This is a genomic window from Xenorhabdus sp. IM139775 (assembly GCF_028598745.1).
In the GTDB taxonomy this organism is placed as follows: Bacteria; Pseudomonadota; Gammaproteobacteria; order Enterobacterales; family Enterobacteriaceae; genus Xenorhabdus.
Map to the genome: position 1 here is coordinate 20,014 of NZ_JAQRFK010000017.1, position 19,229 is coordinate 39,242.

The 19,229-nt window shown below is 46.9% G+C and carries 16 protein-coding genes and 2 tRNA genes; 1 reads left to right on the top strand and 17 read right to left on the bottom strand.

The genetic code is table 11. The features are described from left to right. Positions 1–15: 15 nt before the first annotated feature. The 17 genes from PSI17_RS05970 to trxA form a co-directional block, all read right to left on the bottom strand. Positions 16–91 (bottom strand) — tRNA-His (locus PSI17_RS05970). A 118-nt stretch (positions 92–209) separates the two neighbouring features. Continuing rightward, positions 210–286, bottom strand: a tRNA-Arg gene (locus PSI17_RS05975). A 133-nt stretch (positions 287–419) separates the two neighbouring features. Then, a complete protein-coding gene (gene thrP, locus PSI17_RS05980; RefSeq protein WP_273551095.1) occupies positions 420–1,796 on the bottom strand; it encodes a bifunctional threonine/serine APC transporter ThrP in 1,377 nt (458 codons plus the stop codon). Between the two features lie 291 nt (positions 1,797–2,087). Beyond that, a complete protein-coding gene (gene wecG, locus PSI17_RS05985; RefSeq protein ID WP_273551096.1) occupies positions 2,088–2,825 on the bottom strand; it encodes a lipopolysaccharide N-acetylmannosaminouronosyltransferase in 738 nt (245 codons plus the stop codon). Next, positions 2,812–4,257, bottom strand: a complete 1,446-nt coding sequence (wzyE, locus tag PSI17_RS05990) for an ECA oligosaccharide polymerase (RefSeq protein ID WP_273551097.1) — start codon at positions 4,255–4,257, stop codon at positions 2,812–2,814. The genes wecG and wzyE overlap by 14 nt, the downstream gene beginning before the upstream one ends. Further along, entirely contained in the window at positions 4,254–5,354 is a 1,101-nt protein-coding gene (locus PSI17_RS05995) for a TDP-N-acetylfucosamine:lipid II N-acetylfucosaminyltransferase (RefSeq protein WP_273551098.1), read from the bottom strand. The genes wzyE and PSI17_RS05995 overlap by 4 nt, the downstream gene beginning before the upstream one ends. Then, complete coding sequence (wzxE, locus tag PSI17_RS06000) at positions 5,351–6,601, bottom strand: lipid III flippase WzxE (RefSeq protein WP_273551099.1); 1,251 nt, start codon at positions 6,599–6,601, stop codon at positions 5,351–5,353. The genes PSI17_RS05995 and wzxE overlap by 4 nt, the downstream gene beginning before the upstream one ends. A gap of 1 nt (position 6,602) precedes the next feature. After that, positions 6,603–7,733: a dTDP-4-amino-4,6-dideoxygalactose transaminase gene (rffA, locus tag PSI17_RS06005; RefSeq protein ID WP_273551100.1), complete on the bottom strand. Its 1,131-nt coding sequence runs from the start codon at positions 7,731–7,733 to the stop codon at positions 6,603–6,605. Beyond that, entirely contained in the window at positions 7,720–8,442 is a 723-nt protein-coding gene (gene rffC / locus PSI17_RS06010) for a dTDP-4-amino-4,6-dideoxy-D-galactose acyltransferase (RefSeq protein WP_273551101.1), read from the bottom strand. Before rffC ends, rffA begins: the two co-directional genes overlap by 14 nt. Next, positions 8,420–9,301, bottom strand: coding sequence for a glucose-1-phosphate thymidylyltransferase RfbA (rfbA, locus tag PSI17_RS06015; RefSeq protein ID WP_273551102.1), 882 nt, complete (start codon positions 9,299–9,301; stop codon positions 8,420–8,422). The genes rffC and rfbA overlap by 23 nt, the downstream gene beginning before the upstream one ends. 18 nt (positions 9,302–9,319) lie before the next feature. Next, complete coding sequence (gene rffG, locus PSI17_RS06020) at positions 9,320–10,390, bottom strand: dTDP-glucose 4,6-dehydratase (protein WP_273551103.1); 1,071 nt, start codon at positions 10,388–10,390, stop codon at positions 9,320–9,322. Then, the gene (gene wecC, locus PSI17_RS06025) at positions 10,387–11,649 is read right to left on the bottom strand and encodes a UDP-N-acetyl-D-mannosamine dehydrogenase (RefSeq protein WP_273551104.1); all 1,263 of its coding nucleotides are present in this window, start codon (positions 11,647–11,649) and stop codon (positions 10,387–10,389) included. Before wecC ends, rffG begins: the two co-directional genes overlap by 4 nt. Continuing rightward, a complete protein-coding gene (gene wecB, locus PSI17_RS06030; protein ID WP_273551105.1) occupies positions 11,646–12,776 on the bottom strand; it encodes a non-hydrolyzing UDP-N-acetylglucosamine 2-epimerase in 1,131 nt (376 codons plus the stop codon). Before wecB ends, wecC begins: the two co-directional genes overlap by 4 nt. A 78-nt stretch (positions 12,777–12,854) precedes the next feature. After that, positions 12,855–13,925 (bottom strand): ECA polysaccharide chain length modulation protein, encoded by a 1,071-nt coding sequence (wzzE, locus tag PSI17_RS06035; RefSeq protein WP_273551106.1) that lies wholly within the window; start codon positions 13,923–13,925, stop codon positions 12,855–12,857. A gap of 30 nt (positions 13,926–13,955) precedes the next feature. Next, a complete protein-coding gene (wecA, locus tag PSI17_RS06040) occupies positions 13,956–15,044 on the bottom strand; it encodes a UDP-N-acetylglucosamine--undecaprenyl-phosphate N-acetylglucosaminephosphotransferase (protein WP_273551107.1) in 1,089 nt (362 codons plus the stop codon). Between the two features lie 374 nt (positions 15,045–15,418). Then, positions 15,419–16,678 carry a transcription termination factor Rho gene (gene rho / locus PSI17_RS06045; RefSeq protein WP_273551108.1) on the bottom strand — a complete coding sequence of 420 codons (1,260 nt, stop codon included), beginning with the start codon at positions 16,676–16,678 and terminating at the stop codon, positions 15,419–15,421. Positions 16,679–17,410: 732 nt separating this feature from the next. Beyond that, positions 17,411–17,737 carry a thioredoxin TrxA gene (gene trxA / locus PSI17_RS06050; protein ID WP_273551125.1) on the bottom strand — a complete coding sequence of 109 codons (327 nt, stop codon included), beginning with the start codon at positions 17,735–17,737 and terminating at the stop codon, positions 17,411–17,413. 150 nt (positions 17,738–17,887) lie between these two features. On the opposite strand from trxA, the gene rhlB reads away from it, so the two are divergent. Next, on the top strand, positions 17,888–19,171 hold the full coding sequence (gene rhlB / locus PSI17_RS06055) for an ATP-dependent RNA helicase RhlB (RefSeq protein WP_273551109.1): 1,284 nt from the start codon (positions 17,888–17,890) through the stop codon (positions 19,169–19,171). Positions 19,172–19,229 lie beyond the last annotated feature (58 nt).

Sequence of the window (19,229 nt, forward strand, 5' to 3'; positions counted from 1 at the left end):
GTTTCATAAAAAAGATGGGGTGGCTAACGAGACTCGAACTCGCGACAACTGGAATCACAATCCAGGGCTCTACCAACTGAGCTATAGCCACCATAACAGTTATCTTTCTTTACATACTGCTATGTTTACAACGTTTACAACAATATTTTCACAACAACGCCACTGCTTACCAAAGATAACTCACTGTCACTGCTCTTGCACGCTTTAAATGGCGCGCCCGACAGGATTCGAACCTGAGACCTCTGCCTCCGGAGGGCAGCGCTCTATCCAGCTGAGCTACGGGCGCTTAACGCCGTTGCGGTGGAGGATAGTACGGATTTAATGTCGTACTGTCCAGTGCTTTTTTAAAAGAAATGATGCGTTTGATTATGCTTTGCTCATTTAGCTGATAAAGACAGCATATTTCCACCGCGACCGGGCTATGAACAGGATCTTTTTGCCAAATATAACTTCATCAACCAATAAATTGATGACACGATCAGCAAAAATATTCCCCCTACCATCAGTGAGAAACGTGTATCCGTGTTAATCGCCATACCTACCAAGACACAACACAGGAAAATCAATGTCAGGTAATTGACATAAGGGAACAGAATCGATTTAAACCGATGCTGTTTCATGGCTTCCTCATGATGTTTACGAAAACGCAATTGGCTGACCAGGATCACAAACCAAGGCACCATACCAGGCAATACACTGGCACTATAAACGTAAACAAAGACTGACTGCGGATTAGGTATCAGATAATTCAGGCTGGAACCCGCAATCAGGCAAACAATGGTAATGGCAACACATCTTACCGGCACACCATTTTTCGACAATTTCAGCAATGAAGCAGGCAATTGACGGTTCTGCGCCAAGGCATACAGCATTCTGCCACCGCTGTACATTCCGCTGTTGCATCCTGACAGCGCAGCAGTCAGCACCACAAAGTTAATCACTGCGGCCGCAGAAACGATACCCACTTTAGCAAAAGTCATCACAAATGGGCTGCCCAGTGCGCCGACGTCTGTCCACGGGAACAAGGTCACAACAATAAAAATCGCACCGACATAAAAAATCAGTATACGCCACAAGATATTGTTGATCGCTTTTTTAAGGGTCACTTGTGGGTTTTTCGCTTCACCGGCGGTAATACCAACCAGCTCTACCCCTTGATAGGAGGCAACCACAATACAGAGCGCAAATAAAAAGCCTTTCCATCCACCGGAGAAGAAACCACCCTGTGAGGTCAGGTTACCCAAACCAATCGGTTGCCAGTCATTGCCCAGCCCGAAGAAAATCAAGCCGATGCCAACCAGGATCATCACAATAATCGTTGTGACTTTGATCATGGCAAACCAAAACTCCAACTCACCATACAGCCTGACTGCCGCCAGATTTGCCAAGGCAACCAATCCAACCGCCACCAGTGCTGAAACCCATTGGGGTAATTCCGGAAACCAGAATTCAGCATAGACGCCCACGGCCGTGATCTCTGAGATCCCGACAGAAACCCACATGAACCAGTAACCCCATGCGGTTAAGCATCCCCAATAAGGACTCAGATACTTATGTCCAAAAGCAGCAAATGAACCCGTGACAGGTTCAAGGAACAACATTTCTCCCATGGAACGCATGATGAAAAAAACAAAAAGCCCAGCAATAATGTAAGCCAGCAAAACAGAAGGACCGGCCCATTTCAAGGTACTGGCTGATCCCATGAACAACCCGACACCGATGGTGCCACCCAGCGCAATCAACTCAATATGACGTGCCTCAAGTCCCCTTTGCAGGCTCTGTTTAGAATCACTCATAAAACTCCCTAATCCACTTTTATGATGTTTATATTTGCAAACAGAAAAATACAGGAATTGATAATCAATCGTTGTAAAAAAGGCTGGGATCAAAACACGTTTTGCCAATCAGTGAAATAAAAAAATGATAAAACGGCGGTTATTCCACGTTTTTGCCACATAAGATTTGAGAACAAGCAGATAAACGATAAGGACTGCGATCAGAAATGAAGCAGCAGCCTGCTGCACATGACATGAATAGCGCATGTTCCGATGCAGCAGGTAGAAAACAGAGAGATTGTCAGATCAGGATCAGAGCTTACCACCGTAATAATAGCCAAGGAATCTCAATAGCTTTATCTGTCTCCGAATGCGGCTTGGCTGAGAGAGCAAGCGATACAACCACTCCAAGCCTAAATTTTGCCAGATTTTCGGTGCACGTTTCACTTGCCCGGTAAAAACATCGTAAGTGCCGCCAATCCCCATATACAGTGCATCTGGATGTACCTTGCGGCAATCACGCATAAAGATTTCCTGTTTGGGTGATCCCATCGCTACCGTAATAATTGCAGCACCACTGGCATGGATCCGCTCAAACACCTTAGCACGCGTTTCGGGGGTAAAATAGCCATCTTGGCTGCCAACGATATTCACGTTCCATTGGCTACGCAATTTCTTCTCAGTCTGAGCCAAAACATCCGGTTTCCCGCCGACCAAAAAGACCGGCGTGCCTTCACACCCGGCGCGTTCCATCAGGGCTTCCCACAAATCAGCGCCCGCAATACGCGACACATCCGCATCAGCGTATTTGCGGCGAATGGCACGTACAATACTAATGCCATCTGCGTATAAATATTCAGCCTCATCCAGCAACATATTCAGTGCATTGTCTTGCTCTGCGGTGAGCACTTTTTCTGCGTTAATCGCCACCAATGTCCCCGTTTTGACCTGCCCATCCAGAAAAAGGTGGTCGAGGAAATGCGACATGCCGCGGAATCCCCAGATATTGAGGCCACGAATGCGGTATTTGGGAATATTATTCAATGCCATTTTTTTTCCTTACATCCAAAAGAACAGATGTTTTTCGCGAAGTCGCCAAGGAGCTGATCATCAACGTTCGGATAAGCCCTGCACTTTCAAACAGCCAATACAGCAATTTCGCCACAACCAGACACAAACCAAAGACAATACAAAAGAACACGACCCGAGAAACAAAAGAATCGACACCTTCACGGGCAAGCACAATCATGTTAAAGATGGCACCAAAACAAAAAGCCTGCAAAATTGCTGCCTTATAACGATTGCTTTCTTGTTTTCCGGCTTCATAAATCCAATCAAACCACTTGATAATAAAACCGACAACGATCGCCCCCAGAGGAATAAAGAATACGCCTCCCATCACCACAAGAGAACCAATCAGTGTGGGGGAAATCGCAAGACCAGAGTGGTTATCCAAGACATCCCATGTGAAATAGTTAGCGGTATTCCAAACCAGATTCGGTCTGTCCGGCCACACCCAACTGGGGATAAAAACATAAAAATCACGGACAATCGGTGCCAGCCCCTGAAAATCTATTTTGCTGTAATTATCCAGCAACAGCGCCAAATTTTCCCACGGCGAGAAAGTATCTCGCGTGAGATACAGGAAGGTATAAAAAGCTTCTGCTCCGCTCACATCCAGACTGTAGCGCTTCAACGCCAGCCAGAACATGCCGACAATGCCCATCATCCCCGCAGCAAACAGCATCCATAGCGTGATCCAGCCACGGACAATCCCGATAAACAGGAACAAAGCAAACGCGATAATGATATTCGCCCGCGTTCCCCCAACCACGACATAGGTCAGGATGCCAAACCCTACCGTTGCCACTAAAAAACACAGCCATCGTGCCTTGGTTGGTTTCAGGAAAAAGACCACCAGCATGGCGGGAATAAAGAAATAGAAGAACCGCTTGAGCGCCACGCCGGAAACTTGGCTGGAGAAAATCTGGCTGTAGGATTGGAGCTTAAACAGCAAAAAGCCGTTCTGCATGAAGAACGAACCTACCGTAAAGACAGCAATCCCGGCAAGCAACAACCAAGTCAGATTAGTCTCCACCCTGTTCATGGTAAACAGCGGCTTGCGCGACGCAACCACCGCTAAGGCGCCAGATTGGGCCTCATCACTTATTCGTGTTTTATAACCAAGCCGGGTTTTATAGGAAACACGGGTTTTATAGGAAACATAGTAAATGGCATAAAAACAGCCGGATGCCAACATCGCATGCAGTAATGAATCGACAGGCACCACCTGCACATCAAACTGAAAGACCAACAGGCTGGTGAGTGGAAAGCCAAAATAGAATGTCAGCAAGTACAACAATGAGAAAAAGACATTAAAGTTAAAGCGGACACGCAGGAACTCTTGATAGATCAAGGTCAGGATAAAGGCCACTGAGATCACATAAACAACAAAAAGCCCACCGAATTGTGTCAAGGTCATTGATACTCTCCAGATACATCCGACAGGGCAGTTTTCCACCCCTCAATGAAATTGGGATCAAAAAAAGCAATCGCCTTTTTATCGAGGGACAGCATCTGGCGCTGTGCTTCCTGCACCCAGTGTTTATTCAGTTCATCACCCTCAAACAGAACAGGGATCTGCTGCTCGGTTAAATCGTGCCAGAAGGGATTTTGACGGCTCAACACAAACGGAATACCAAATTGAATCAACAAGCAGAGTGTTCCAATCCCCTGCTGACGATTAAAAATGAAATAACCCAAATCGCATTGGCGCAATAATGACAAATATTCATTAAACGCGAGTTGTTCTGTCAAAATGCGGACATTTTGCGCCGGAAACAACGACAATGCCGTTTGCTCCACACGCTGAATATAGGCTTGGTTATTTTCAGGATAACCCATTGGCATAATCACCCTCGCCTCATCGCCAAATTGACGGTGGATTTTCTGCAAGGCTTCAATATGGCGGTTGGATTGATCCCCTGAATTTCCCAATAAAATAGTCATTTTTTTCTGGGGATCCGGTGAAAAAGCTTTCTCCGTCACCGTCAGCGCTGGCTCCATGCGGGTCGGAAAATAGAGCAATGATGAGGGGACGGGTTTGGCCTGCGTTGAATTCCGCAAAAAATACCGGAGATCGCCGCGTGTGGCAAAAATATGCCCGACCCGCTTCTGAGCCAAGCGACGGATCAGATAGAACAAACGAAATTTCAATTGACGGGATTCTTCATATAAATCAGCGCCCCAAACATGCCAAAAAAATTGATGCCGCTTGATTTTGCCCATGAATAAAGCCAGCCACAAAGACGCATTAAACTGCCCGTGGAAAAAGAAACGAGCGGTTCTACTGGCCTTCGCTTTCTCTATCACTGCCCGTGACAAGGCGGATTTGTTGTTATAAAGAGAAATCGTTAAGTTAGGGTAATTCGATAACTCTGTCTGATCTTTAGACACCATCATAAAACACGGTTTGGCGGAAAAATGGATTTCCTGGGCCAAGACGTCATTAAAGAAACGCAGTAACGTTTTATTGTGATGTGGGATATCCGATCCCAGAACGTGAATTAGGGTTGTCATGCTCGCCTGCGGTAAATAATAAATACGCTACAACAAAGGATGAAATAAACAAGGTAAGTTGCCATATAGGACTGGGCTGCCCCCAATGCCCCATTTGCGGGTATCAGCCAATGCGAAAAACCCGTCAGTAAAAGGAACTGGCTCACTTCAGTCAATAGATAAAAACGCAGTGCCGCTTTCGCTATCACTAAATAACCAAAAACATAAGCGCCAACTTTCAACACGTCGCCCACTAACTGCCACGCAAACAGATCCCGCATGGCGATGAATTTGTCGGAAAACAGCAGCCAAATAACAAAATCGCGCAACAACCAGACAGAAAAGCTGGCAGCAACCACAGCAGGCAAAACAAATTTCAGTGCTTTCACAATTTCGCGGGCAATGTCTTGCTTACTCTGCAAACGAGAAAGTGTCGGCAACAGATAGACCGTGAAGGAGGCAGTGATAAATTGTAAATACGCATCCGAAATACTGCTGACGCCCTGCCAAATCCCGACTTCCTCCCAGCTATAACGCGCTGCCAGCAAATTTCGCATCATGACATAAGCAACGGGTAAGGTAATGGCGGTCAGCAGCGCCATCAGGGTGAATTTACCCAGATGGCCGGCGATCGTGCGATCCCACATCGGCTTCAAGGCAGAAAATGTAATCACCTTGTGATGCAGTATCATCAAACCAGCAGGTAAAACCACCAAGGCAGGAACTAGCGCCAGACCAGCTAATGCGCCTTCATAGCCACCCAGCCAATAGCAAAGGCCATAAGCAAGCACCCCTGTCAGGCTGCCCAAAATAATTGCCAACGCATTTCCCTTAGCATCCCTGAACCCTTTCAGGATAGCCAGAAAATAGTTGGCATACGCGATGCCCATTTGAATAAATGCGAGCGCCTGCACAACCGTTTTGTAATGGGTGTGACCAAATAAGCCAATACTGATGTCTTCACTGAACAAGAGGAAGATCGCCGCCAGTAAGGTTGAAAAACCCAAAATCATTGAGGACGATGTGCCTAATAGCGCCCTGAGCCTTTCCGGTTGCTGATGATGTTCCGCTACGTATTTAGTGACACCATTAAAAATCCCGGCACCAGAGAGTACTCCCAGTACGGTAATGAGTTGGCGGAAATTGCCGGCTTGCCCAACACCCGTTGGGCCAAAAGATACCGCCAGCAGTTTAATGACCAGTAACCCCGCGCCGATTTTAATCAGCGTGGAGCCTGCCGTCCAAACAGAAGTTTTGGCAAGTGACATATCAGGCAAAAAATTCCTTGATACGGTCGATAACGACTTGCTGTTCTGCATCGGTGATGTTGTAGAACATCGGTAAGCGAACCAAACGGTCACTTTCGCGGGTGGTGAAGCGATCTTCACCGTGGAAACGGCCGCATTTCTCACCCGCAGGGCTGGTATGCAGTGCCACGTAGTGGAATACACTGAGGATGCCGTGCTCTTTCATGTAGCGATTGAATGTACTGCGCGCTTCCACATCTTTGAGCTTGATATAGAACATGTGGGCGTTATGTTCCAGACCTTCCGGGACAATGGGTAACGCTAAGTGCCCGGCATCTGCCAACGGTTTCAGGGCTTGATAGTAGTGATTCCACAAAATCAGGCGACGCTGGTTGATTTTTTCCGCCAGTTCCAGTTGCCCCCACAGATAAGCCGCTTGCAGATCAGACAACAGATAGCTGGAACCGATGTCACGCCATGTGTATTTATCGACCTGCCCACGGAAGAATTGACTGCGGTTAGTGCCTTTTTCACGGATGATTTCAGCACGGGCAATCATGGACTTATCATTGATTAATGTCGCCCCACCTTCGCCACCGGCGGAATAATTTTTGGTTTCATGGAAGCTGAAACAACCGATGTGCCCAATTGTGCCCAATGCCCGCCCTTTATAAGTGGACATGACCCCCTGGGCGGCGTCTTCTACCACAGACAAGTGATATTTTTTCGCCAGTGCCATGATGGTATCCATTTCACAGGCCACGCCTGCATAATGCATCGGCACGATAGCACGGGTTTTCTCTGTAATGGCGGCTTCAATTTTGTTTTCATCAATGTTCATGGTATCAGGACGAATATCCACGAACACAATGGTTGCGCCCCGCAAGACAAACGCATTGGCGGTTGAGACAAAGGTATAGCTCGGCATAATGACTTCATCACCCGGCTGGATATCCAACAGCATGGCCGCCATTTCCAGTGACGCGGTACAAGAGGGTGTCAGCAATACTTTCGGGCAACTAAAACGCTGTTCCATCCAGGCTTCACAACGTTGGGTAAATTCGCCATCACCACACAATTTACCGCTCGCCATTGCTTGTTGCATGTATTCAAGTTCTGTGCCGACTACGGGTGGTTTGTTAAATGGAATCATTTTGTCCTCTGTATAACCAATAGGCGGTGCTCTCAATCATGGCACCACGACGTGTATAAAGACGCAAGGCAGTGGTATTACTGAGTTGTGTCGCCACTCTCAGCCGTTGTATCTGATGGTTTTGACACCACTGCTGCGCCGCCGACATTAATTTATCGCCAATTCCCTGATGATGATTACCCGGTACTGTTGCCAATAAGCCGATGCGCGCTTCGCTGCGCCCCATGTCCCTTAAGGTGACAAAACCCGCTATTTGGTCGTGTTCATTATTGATAAGTAAGCATTCGTGATCAAACGTACCCAAAACGGCTTTTTCAACCCAAGCGGCATAAAATCGCCCGCTGTCATCCGCTTGATACCAAGGGGCACGGAAGCGGCTGGCGGTAAATACACGCGCCGCCGCAGCCTGCAATACGGGGATATCGTTTTGTTTTGCCGTCATTAACGGTTTTGCAGAAATGCGGGCTTTTCCCGCCTCAATCGCCAACTGTAGATCAACTTCACCTTCGACCAGAGAAAACCCCAAGGCCGAAAGTGCATCAAGCGTGGCGGTTTGTTGGGCTGCCACCTTAGCTTGTACCAAGGCGTACCGATCCAAATCGGCAGCCGTCAACACAGGCGCTGCTGACGAAAAATTCAAACGGGCAGTGGACAAGCCAAAAAACTGGCTATCCCAAGCCAAAGGTTCAAGGTTGACGTGAATAGACATTGAGCAGATCCACCAGATATTTGCCATAACCTGTTTTCGCCAAGTCCGCCGCCGCCGCTTTTAATTGCTCATCACTGAGCCAATCGTGGCGCCATGCGATCTCTTCCAGACAGGCAATTTTAAAGCCTTGGCGCTTTTCGACGGTCTGAACAAAGGTACTGGCTTCAATCAGGCTGTCATGCGTCCCCGTATCTAACCAAGCAAAACCACGCCCCAACAATTCAACATTCAATTCACCGCAGTCCAGATACATCTGGTTAATACTGGTGATTTCCAGCTCCCCACGAGCAGAAGGTTTCACCTGTTTGGCAAAATCCACGACTTTGTTGTCGTAAAAATAAAGACCTGTCACCGCCCAATTGGATTTAGGCTGTACCGGTTTTTCTTCGATGGAAAGTACCCGATATTGTTCGTCAAACTCCACGACGCCGAATCGTTCAGGATCCATCACTTGGTAACCGAAGACGGTCGCGCCGGTTGCTCTGGTCGCGACATGTTGCAGTTTCGGACTAAATGCCTGGCCAAAAAAGATATTATCTCCCAGCACCAGACAACACGCCTCATTGCCGATAAACTCCTCGCCGATCAGAAATGCTTGTGCCAGACCATCAGGTGAAGGCTGTTCGGCATAGCTAAGATGAATACCAAATTGTTCGCCACTGCCGAGTAATCGTTTAAAAGCAGGTAAATCTTCCGGTGTCGAGATAATCAGGATATCGCGTATTCCCGACAGCATTAACACTGACAGCGGATAGTAAATCATCGGCTTGTCATAAATCGGCAATAACTGTTTTGATACGCCACGCGTTATTGGATACAAACGGGTGCCGGAACCTCCGGCCAGTATAATTCCTTTCATCTGCTCCCCCTGACGGGCTTATTGAGTGCCAAGCCCAAGCCGCTCCCCTGCATAAGAGCCATCTTGAACCCTGCGCCACCAATTCTCATTGTCCAAATACCATTGTACGGTCTTGCGAATGCCGGATTCGAACGTTTCCTCTGGTGTCCAACCCAGTTCGCGTTCAATTTTTGCTGCATCAATCGCATAACGCAGATCATGCCCCGGACGATCCGCCACATGGGTAACCAAATCGCAATAATGCGCTACCCCCGCAGGTTTTTCAGGGCATAACTCTTCCAACAGTGCACAAACCGTTTCCACAACCTCAATATTGCGGCGCTCATTATGTCCGCCGATATTATAGGTTTTACCGGCTTCTGCTTGGGTGACAACCAAATACAACGCCCGCGCATGATCTTCCACATAGAGCCAGTCACGGATTTGTTCTCCCTTGCCATAGACCGGCAGAGGCTTACCGGCCAGCGCATTCAGGATCACCAATGGGATCAGTTTCTCAGGGAAATGATAAGGGCCATAGTTATTCGAACAATTGGTGATTACGGTCGGTAAACCATAGGTGCGCTGCCATGCCCTGACCAGATGATCGCTGGACGCTTTTGAGGCGGAATAAGGACTGCTCGGCGCGTAAGGCGTGGTTTCAGTGAAGAAGCTCCCTGTACCGTGCAAATCACCATACACTTCGTCGGTTGAAATATGATGGAAGCGGAGTTTGCCCTGTTTTTCCTGATCCAACTGCTGCCAAAATGCACGAGCCGCTTCCAGCAAGGTATAAGTGCCGATGATATTGGTTTCGATAAACGCCGCAGGCCCGTCGATGGAACGATCGACATGGCTTTCTGCGGCCAGATGCATCACCGCGTCCGGTTGATATTGCTGGAATACCCGATCTAAGGCAGCACGCTGGCAGATATCAACCTGCTCAAAGGCATAGCGGGGATGATCCGCAACCGGGGCCAGTGATTCAAGATTGCCGGCATAAGTCAAGCTATCAACCACAACGATATGGTCTTCAGTCTGGTCAATAATGTGGCGAACCACCGCAGAGCCAATAAAACCGGCACCACCAGTAATCAGAATACGTTTCAACGCCAAACTCCTTTTGTATCAACAACCCATTTTTGTTTTATGGCCGACCCATTAATGGCTTTAAACTGGCTATGATCCACCAGCATCAATACCACGTCAGCCTCTTTTAAGGCCTGATTGACATCCACCAGTTCTACCCGATCTTTCAGCGAATCAGGCAGTTGATGCACATTGGGTTCAATCGCGAGGGTTTGCCCTGCATGCCACTGTGCCACCATTTTTGTAATATGAACGGCTGGGCTTTCCCGCAAATCATCAATATTCGGTTTGAAAGCCAAGCCAAAACAGGCAATTTTAATCTCATTCGCCCGTTTGCCACTCTCAACCAAACAGTCAGCGACGGCAGCTTTCACTTGATCCACGACCCACAGTGGCTTGCTGTCATTCACCAAACGCGCGGTATGAATCAAACGGGACTGTTCAGGGTTCTGGGAGACGATGAACCACGGATCGACGGCAATGCAGTGCCCGCCAACACCCGGCCCGGGTTGCAGAATGCTGACACGCGGATGGCGGTTTGCCAGACTGATCAGTTCCCAGACATTGATCCCTTGGTCGGCACAGATCAGGGACAGTTCGTTGGCAAAAGCGATATTCACATCACGGAAACTGTTTTCTGTCAGCTTGCACATTTCCGCGGTTCTGGCATTGGTGATCACACATTCACCTTCAAGGAAAATCTTGTACAGCTCACTTGCCCGGCGGGAGGATTTGGCGGTCATGCCGCCCACGACCCGATCATTTTTGATCAATTCCACCATCACTTGCCCCGGCAAGACACGCTCAGGACAATAAGCGATATCAATATCCGAGTTGTCATCCGCTTGTTGCGGGAATGAAAGATCTGGACGTGCCGCAGCTAACCATTCTGCCATCTGTTCTGTGGCCCCCACGGGAGAGGTGGATTCCAAAATAATCAAATCCCCTTTTTTCAAGACAGGTGCGATGGATCCCGCCGCAGAGCGCACATAGGCCATATCCGGTTCATGCTCCCCTTTGAAAGGCGTCGGAACCGCAATCAAGAAAGCATCCGCCGCTTTTGGCACCGTGGCGGCTTTTAGAAAGCCGCCTTCTACCGCGACTTTCACCACTTTATCTAAATCAGGTTCAACGATATGAATCGAGCCACGGTTAATCGTATCTACCGCATGTTGATTAACATCGACGCCAATCACCGTTTTTTGACGGGAGGCAAATGCCGCTGCGGTGGGCAAACCGATATAACCCAGGCCGATAACAGAAATTGTTTCAAAACTCATAATGTCACCTGATTTTTTCTTAATGCTTCGAGAATTCGCTGGCAAGCCTGACCATTACCATACGGGTTATGGGCATGGCTCATTTGTTGATAGGCGTTAACGTCCGTCAATAGACGCGTCACTTCCGCAACGATAGTTTGGGTTTCCGTTCCCACTAATCGCACGGTTCCCGCATCAACCGCTTCAGGTCGTTCAGTGGTATCGCGCATCACCAGAACAGGTTTGCCCAAAGAAGGCGCTTCTTCCTGAATTCCCCCTGAATCGGTCAAGATCACATAGGCATGATTCATCAAATAAACGAATGGCAGGTAATCCTGGGGCTTGATAAGGATAATATTATCAATGTCATGCAGAATACGCTTTACTGGCTCACTGACATTCGGGTTCAAATGAACCGGATAAACCACCTGAACATCAGGATGTGCCTTGGCAATCTGTGCCAAGGCTTCACAAATGCGTTCAAATCCCTTACCAAAACTTTCACGGCGGTGACCGGTCACCAAGATCATTTTTTTATTCGGGTTAAGGAAAGGATAAAGTTCAGCAAGCTGCCCGGACAGGGTTTCATCATTCATGATGCGATCACGTACTGATAGCAGCGCATCAATTACCGTGTTGCCTGTCACGAAAATACGCTGATCCGCAATGGATTCTTTTAAGAGGTTGTTGCGGGAATTTTCCGTCGGTGCAAAATGGTACATGGCCAAATGCCCGGCAATTTTACGATTGCCTTCTTCCGGCCACGGAGAATAAAGATCTCCCGTCCTCAGCCCCGCTTCAACATGGCCGACCGGAATATGCTGATAGAAAGCAGCCAGACTGGTTGCCATGGTTGTCGTGGTATCACCATGCACCAACACCACATCGGGTTTAAATTCTTCCAATACTGGCTTCATGCCTTGCAGGATACGGCAGGTAATATCCGTCAGATCCTGCCCTTTTTGCATGATATTAAGATCAAAATCCGGCGTTATCCCAAACAGGTGCAATACCTGATCCAGCATTTCTCTATGCTGGGCTGTGACACAGACTTTGGCTTCAAAGGCAGTATCCATAGCCAACGCATGTACCAACGGAGCCATTTTAATGGCTTCCGGCCGGGTACCAAACACAGTCAACACTTTCACAGTGACTCTCTTATTTTGTCAATCATTGCAGATACTTCCAAGAAAGGGGAATGAAAAACCCATCGCCTATTGATACTGTTACTGATATGAACTGGCGGAGTGTGAGCGCCTGCCCAAAGCGACACCTGCACCCACTAACATGCCAACAGCTCCCCACAAAATCATCATAAAAACACGGCGAGGGCTGTCTCGGATAACCGGTTCCTCCGGTGTTCTGAGATAACGGTAAGTCAGGAAAGCGTTTTGCAAAGTCGGGCCGACATTCAATGTCGCCAGCATCGCGATATTTTGATCATAATCGATGCTGTAATCAGGACCGGTGGCTTCCAACGTTTCAATCTGGGCTTGCAACAGTGAGGTACCCAGCATAAACATTTTGGATTCAGGGAGTTCTTCGATAGGGATAGTTGTCTGATTACGGTGAATACCTTGTTTCTCGGCCACTTTCAGCGACTGCTGCAAGACATTCAATTCACGATTATATATCGCCTTTGCCACAATCTCCTGACGTTTCACCAACGCTTTCATGGACTGAGTACGTGTCGCCCACGCGCCCTTAATTTCGTTATTCAGGTGGGAACTCGCCCGTTGATTGGCAAACGCAATATACTGACGCAGGCGTTGATTAGCATCAGCGGCGGTTGCTGCGGTCAATTTGATACTGTCATTTGATGATGTTTTATCATCACTGCGCGTGATTTTAATATCGTTGATCAATTCATCCAGCAATACCGCATCCGCTTTGGCATGTCCTTCCTTGCGTTGTTTGTAATACTCAGAATGCAGCCAGAATTCACGACGGGTGTCATACGCTGAAACCTGTGTCATGAATTCTTTGTATGCACCGTCTGGAATAGTCGGCAATTGCGCCTCTGGCGAGGCATTGATATGGGTATCCAAATTACGCAAAAATTGTTGCTGCGAATAGTAGCTACCCAAATTATTGGTTGTCGGTAAATCCACAATAGCGGTTGCGCTCCATTTTGGTTGCATCAGATAAGATGCCCCCAGAGCGACGGCAGCGAAAATCATTGCCAGTGCGATAATCCATATCTTTCCACGCCATAAAGCATAACACAGTGCCCGAATATCCAGTTCATGCTCTATAGCAGGCTGATCCTGTATAGATTTCGTTTCTGAGTTTATCACTGCACAAAACCCCTTTGATAGTCGATGTTTTTAATGATGGCTTATTGTCCGACGCATACGCCGCTTACTCCGTTTGATAAAACGGGCGACTTTCCACGCGCGTTTGATGCAATAGCCATACAACATAAATGCAAGCAAAAATAATGCCAACATTATCCATTCAGGAACAAAAATCAACCGCTCAGCAATTATTCCGATCGAAGCCAATAAAGCCGCCGCCAAAGTGATCAAAATAAATGCCTGACGAGAGGTAAAACCAGCGCGCATAATCAAATGATGAATATGCTGGCGATCTGGCGAAAACGGGCTCATTCCTTTACGCAATCGGCGGTACATAATAGCGACCATATCCATCAGTGGGATGGCAATGACCCATAATGCGGTCACAGGACTAATCGATGCGTTTTCCCCTTGTGTCGCTTCAGTCAGTAACCAAATAATGGTAAAGCCGATTAGGGTACTGCCCGCATCCCCCATAAACACTTTGAAACGTCTTCCTAATATTCCAAGATTAAGGAAAATGTAAGGCAAGATCCCTGCTATAAATGCAAAACACCAGAACGCCAGTGCCGTATTACCACTTGTGTACAACAAAATACCCAATGCACCGAAAGAGACACAAGATAGCCCGCCCAGTAGCCCGTCAATACCATCCACCATATTGAAAGCGTTAATGGCAGCCCAAACAGCGAATAGCGTCACAACGTAGCTGAATGGCCCCAGTGACATTTCCCATGCCCCGAATGCGTGTCCCAAGCTATCAAGCTTCAGGCCAGCAAAATACATCATGCTGATACCAACCAGAGCCTGAATGGTGGCCCGAATCTTCACACTGATATCAAAACGGTCATCCAAGGCACCGATAAAGACTAATATTCCTGCACAGACCAAATACAACCACTTATGCGGTATAAACTCGTTTGTAATAACAAATGCGAAACACACACTAAAAAAAACAGATATGCCCCCTACCAAAGGAACTAAGCCCTGATGACGTTTACGGTAATTAGGTTTATCAACCAGGCCGATTTTTTTTGCTGCCTTACGAGCCACAAACAAAAACACCAATGAGAATATAAATACGCAAAAAATTTCGACACTCATACTGGGAATATTCACAATAACAACTCTCTATAAGATAATGATGAGGCATCTATTATTTTATTCATTGACTTATGGATGTCCCATTTAACAACGGATCCATAAGTTCCCTGTTAACAAAACAGGGTGTCCTGACTCATAAAATTAATCAAATTGATCATGCCGTCTGTAAAACATGATTGACCATTATAAAACGTTTGGTTAGGAAAAACGCATCTAATCACCCGAAAAACATGCAAAAAATGTACCATTTCAGTCAAATAGAGTCAGGAACTGATAAAAAAAGCGCCACAAGAACGTGGCGCTTTAGAGAAGTCAATAAATACTATTTATTACTTAATATGGATTATTACGGAATTATCCTATTTCACAACAACCATATTCCACAACAACTATGAGCGTTTCATAAAGTCGAAGAATTCTTCGTTTGTTTTTGTCATAGCCAGTTTGTTGATAAGGAATTCCATCGCATCGATTTCACCCATCGGATGAATGATCTTACGTAAGATCCACATCTTCTGTAGCTCATCCTGTACAGTGAGCAGTTCTTCTTTACGGGTTCCAGAGCGGTTGTAATCAATGGCTGGGAAGACACGTTTTTCAGCAATCTTACGGGACAGGTGCAATTCCATGTTACCTGTACCTTTAAACTCTTCGTAAATAACCTCATCCATCTTGGAGCCGGTATCAACCAGCGCAGTCGCAATAATGGTCAGGCTGCCGCCTTCTTCGACGTTACGCGCAGCACCAAAGAAACGTTTTGGACGATGCAGGGCATTTGCATCCACACCCCCCGTCAGAACCTTACCGGAAGCAGGAACCACGGTGTTATAGGCACGAGCCAGACGGGTAATGGAGTCAAGCAGGATAATAACGTCTTTCTTGTGTTCAACCAGACGTTTCGCTTTCTCGATAACCATCTCAGCCACTTGAACATGGCGGGAAGCCGGTTCATCGAAGGTTGAAGCAATCACTTCGCCTTTGACCAGACGCTGCATCTCGGTAACTTCTTCTGGACGCTCATCAATCAGCAAAACCATCAGAACGCAATCGGGATAGTTGTGGGCAATGTTAGCTGCGATATTTTGCAGCAGCATGGTTTTACCGGCTTTTGGTGGAGCCACGATCAAGCCACGCTGACCACGACCAATCGGCGCTGCCAGATCCAGAACACGGGCGGTTAAATCTTCAGTAGATCCGTTACCACGTTCCATGCGCAAGCGGTTATTGGCATGAAGTGGAGTCAAGTTTTCAAACAGGATTTTATTGCGGGCGTTTTCAGGTTTGTCAAAGTTAACTTCATTAACTTTCAACAGGGCAAAATAGCGTTCACCTTCTTTTGGTGGGCGAATTTTCCCTGAAATGGTGTCACCGGTACGGAGGTTAAAGCGGCGGATTTGGCTGGGAGAAACGTAGATATCATCGGGGCCGGCAAGGTAAGAACTGTCTGCGGAGCGGAGGAAACCAAATCCATCCTGCAATATCTCCAGCACACCATCTCCGAAAATATCCTCTCCGCCTTTCGCATGCTGTTTGAGAATAGAGAAAATGATGTCCTGCTTACGCATACGAGCCAGGTTTTCCAGCCCCATATTTTCGCCGAGAGTAATCAACTCAGATACCGGCGTATTTTTTAATTCGGTAAGATTCATAATGGTGGGTTCTTTAACTCGGGGTATATCTCGAACTATAAACGTGAATGGTATGGCAGCACTGTCGATGCCTGTTTATTTGTACCAGAAACAAATAAGACCTTCTAACATATTAAATTATATTACAAGGCAATAGTTTGAAGTACTCAGATTGATTTCAAAATATGTGCCATATGTTATAACTATCTATAATGTAAGTACAATTCTATGATGCAAATACGATTATAAGGTTTAATAGTGGACACTATTTCAGCATATACATCTTCAGCATAAACGTTTTTTAACGTAACTGTTTTTTGGCATAAGCACTGTTAGCGGGTTGGAAACCTAACGTAAAAAGGCTCAACATAAAAATGCTTAGGATAAAAACACCCTGCTTAAAGATATTCAGCATTAGAACGCTATGGGTGTACCAAGCTATATACTGGATTGCTCGTATATAGACTCAGAAATTCTACCAAATGCGATATGCCATTAGATACTTCAGGTGACCCAGAGATAACAGATTTATCAGACACTACAAACTGTTTAGTATGCAACATGCTTAATGTCAACTCTTTATATCAAGATATATCAATAAACCTTTATATCAAATAAAGAACCCGCTCAAGCGAGGCTTCGCATTAGCACATGTCCGCTAACTTACCATGCTTCGTAGCGGACGTCTAGCGGTCAATAGGATAAATCACCTTATCCGCCAAACGCCCGTAATTACTGTGACCAGACTCTAACTTAAAGGTGTGGTTCCAAAAACTCTTTCAGTTGAGTTTTTGACAGAGCGCCCACTTTTACTGCAACCTTCTCACCATCTTTAAACAAAATCAGTGTTGGAATACCACGAATACCGAATTTTGGCGCGGTTTCAGTGTGATCATCAACGTTTAGCTTGGCAACTGTCAGTTTTCCTGCATACTCGACAGAGATTTCATCCAAAATAGGCGAAATCATTTTGCAAGGACCGCACCATTCGGCCCAGAACTCGACGAGGGCGGCACCACTTACATTCAGCTTATCTTCGTTGAAGTCACCGTCAGTCAGATGAATGATACCGGCATTCACAGCCTCATCGTTCACAATCTTTTCATTCATTTTGTTGCTCCAAAAATAAAATCTTTTACAGTGTCAGTGTACATTAACCCACATTAGGGTGTCTTTATTTCAGCGGATACACTTTCTTAAAGCAATAGTTAACTGATATTCTACCATACTATGAGCAAAACACATTTGACAGAAAAGAAGTTTTCCGACTTCGCATTACACCCCAAAGTCTTAGAAGCCCTTGATAAAAATGGGTTTTACAACTGCACGCCGATACAGGCGCTGACATTGCCTTTAACTGTCGAAGGCCGAGATGTTGCGGGGCAAGCACAAACCGGAACGGGCAAAACGCTGGCATTTTTGGCGTCTACTTTTAATTATTTATTGACCCATCCTGCGGCCAGAGAGCGTAAAACGAATCAGCCAAGAGCGCTGATCATGGCGCCTACCCGTGAATTGGCTGTTCAGATATACTCTGACGCAGAAGAATTGGCGAAAGCCACTGGGTTAAGAATGGGCCTTGCCTACGGCGGCGATGGCTATGATAAACAGCTTAAGGTGCTGGAAGCGGGTGTCGATATCGTCATTGGCACCACAGGGCGTTTGATCGATTACGCTAAACAGGGCCATGTCCATCTTGGCGCTATTCAGGTTGTTGTGCTTGATGAAGCCGATCGCATGTATGATCTGGGCTTTATCAAAGATATTCGCTGGTTGTTCCGCCGACTGCCTGCGGCGGCCGAAAGAATGAACTTGCTGTTTTCCGCAACGCTCTCTTACCGAGTACGTGAACTCGCTTTTGAGCAGATGAATAACCCTGAGTATGTGGAAGTGGAACCTCTGCAAAAAACGGGTCACCGCATTAAGGAAGAACTATTTTACCCTTCCAATGAAGAAAAAATGCGTCTGCTACAGACTCTGCTGGAAGAAGAGTGGCCTGATCGCTGCATCATTTTTGCCAATACCAAACATCGCTGTGAAGATATTTGGGCACATCTGGCTGCTGATGGTCATCGGGTTGGCTTGTTGACCGGTGATGTTGCACAGAAAAAACGCCTGCATATTCTTGAAGAATTCAGTCTGGGCAATCTGGACATTCTGGTTGCCACCGATGTTGCCGCCCGTGGCCTGCATATCCCATTGGTGACACATGTATTTAACTATGATCTACCGGATGACTGTGAAGATTATGTTCACCGGATTGGCCGGACAGGCCGTGCTGGAGAAAGCGGTCATTCCATCAGTCTGGCATGTGAAGAGTATGCGCTGAACTTACCGGGCATTGAAGAGTATATTCAGCACCAGATACCTGTCAGCAAATATAACAGTGATGCGTTGCTAAAAGAGCTGCCAGTCCCTAAGCGCCGTCATCGGACCCGCTCAGGGGGACACCCCCGGCGTACCAACATGGCGCGCCGTGGCAATGCAACACGCAACCGTAAGCGCCCAAGTTAACATGGCACAATGCTGAAATAATACGACATTGAAATAATGCAACATTGAGATAACACGA

Excerpts from the sequence above, each read along its gene's own strand:
- thrP (WP_273551095.1), bottom strand. The coding sequence starts at position 1,796 with ATGAGTGATTCTAAACAGAGCCTGCAAAGGGGACTTGAGGCACGTCAT.
- wecG (WP_273551096.1), bottom strand. The coding sequence starts at position 2,825 with ATGGCATTGAATAATATTCCCAAATACCGCATTCGTGGCCTCAATATC.
- wzyE (WP_273551097.1), bottom strand. The coding sequence starts at position 4,257 with ATGACCTTGACACAATTCGGTGGGCTTTTTGTTGTTTATGTGATCTCA.
- PSI17_RS05995 (WP_273551098.1), bottom strand. The coding sequence starts at position 5,354 with ATGACAACCCTAATTCACGTTCTGGGATCGGATATCCCACATCACAAT.
- wzxE (WP_273551099.1), bottom strand. The coding sequence starts at position 6,601 with ATGTCACTTGCCAAAACTTCTGTTTGGACGGCAGGCTCCACGCTGATT.
- rffA (WP_273551100.1), bottom strand. The coding sequence starts at position 7,733 with ATGATTCCATTTAACAAACCACCCGTAGTCGGCACAGAACTTGAATAC.
- rffC (WP_273551101.1), bottom strand. The coding sequence starts at position 8,442 with ATGTCTATTCACGTCAACCTTGAACCTTTGGCTTGGGATAGCCAGTTT.
- rfbA (WP_273551102.1), bottom strand. The coding sequence starts at position 9,301 with ATGAAAGGAATTATACTGGCCGGAGGTTCCGGCACCCGTTTGTATCCA.
- wecC (WP_273551104.1), bottom strand. The coding sequence starts at position 11,649 with ATGAGTTTTGAAACAATTTCTGTTATCGGCCTGGGTTATATCGGTTTG.
- rho (WP_273551108.1), bottom strand. The coding sequence starts at position 16,678 with ATGAATCTTACCGAATTAAAAAATACGCCGGTATCTGAGTTGATTACT.
- rhlB (WP_273551109.1), top strand. The coding sequence starts at position 17,888 with ATGAGCAAAACACATTTGACAGAAAAGAAGTTTTCCGACTTCGCATTA.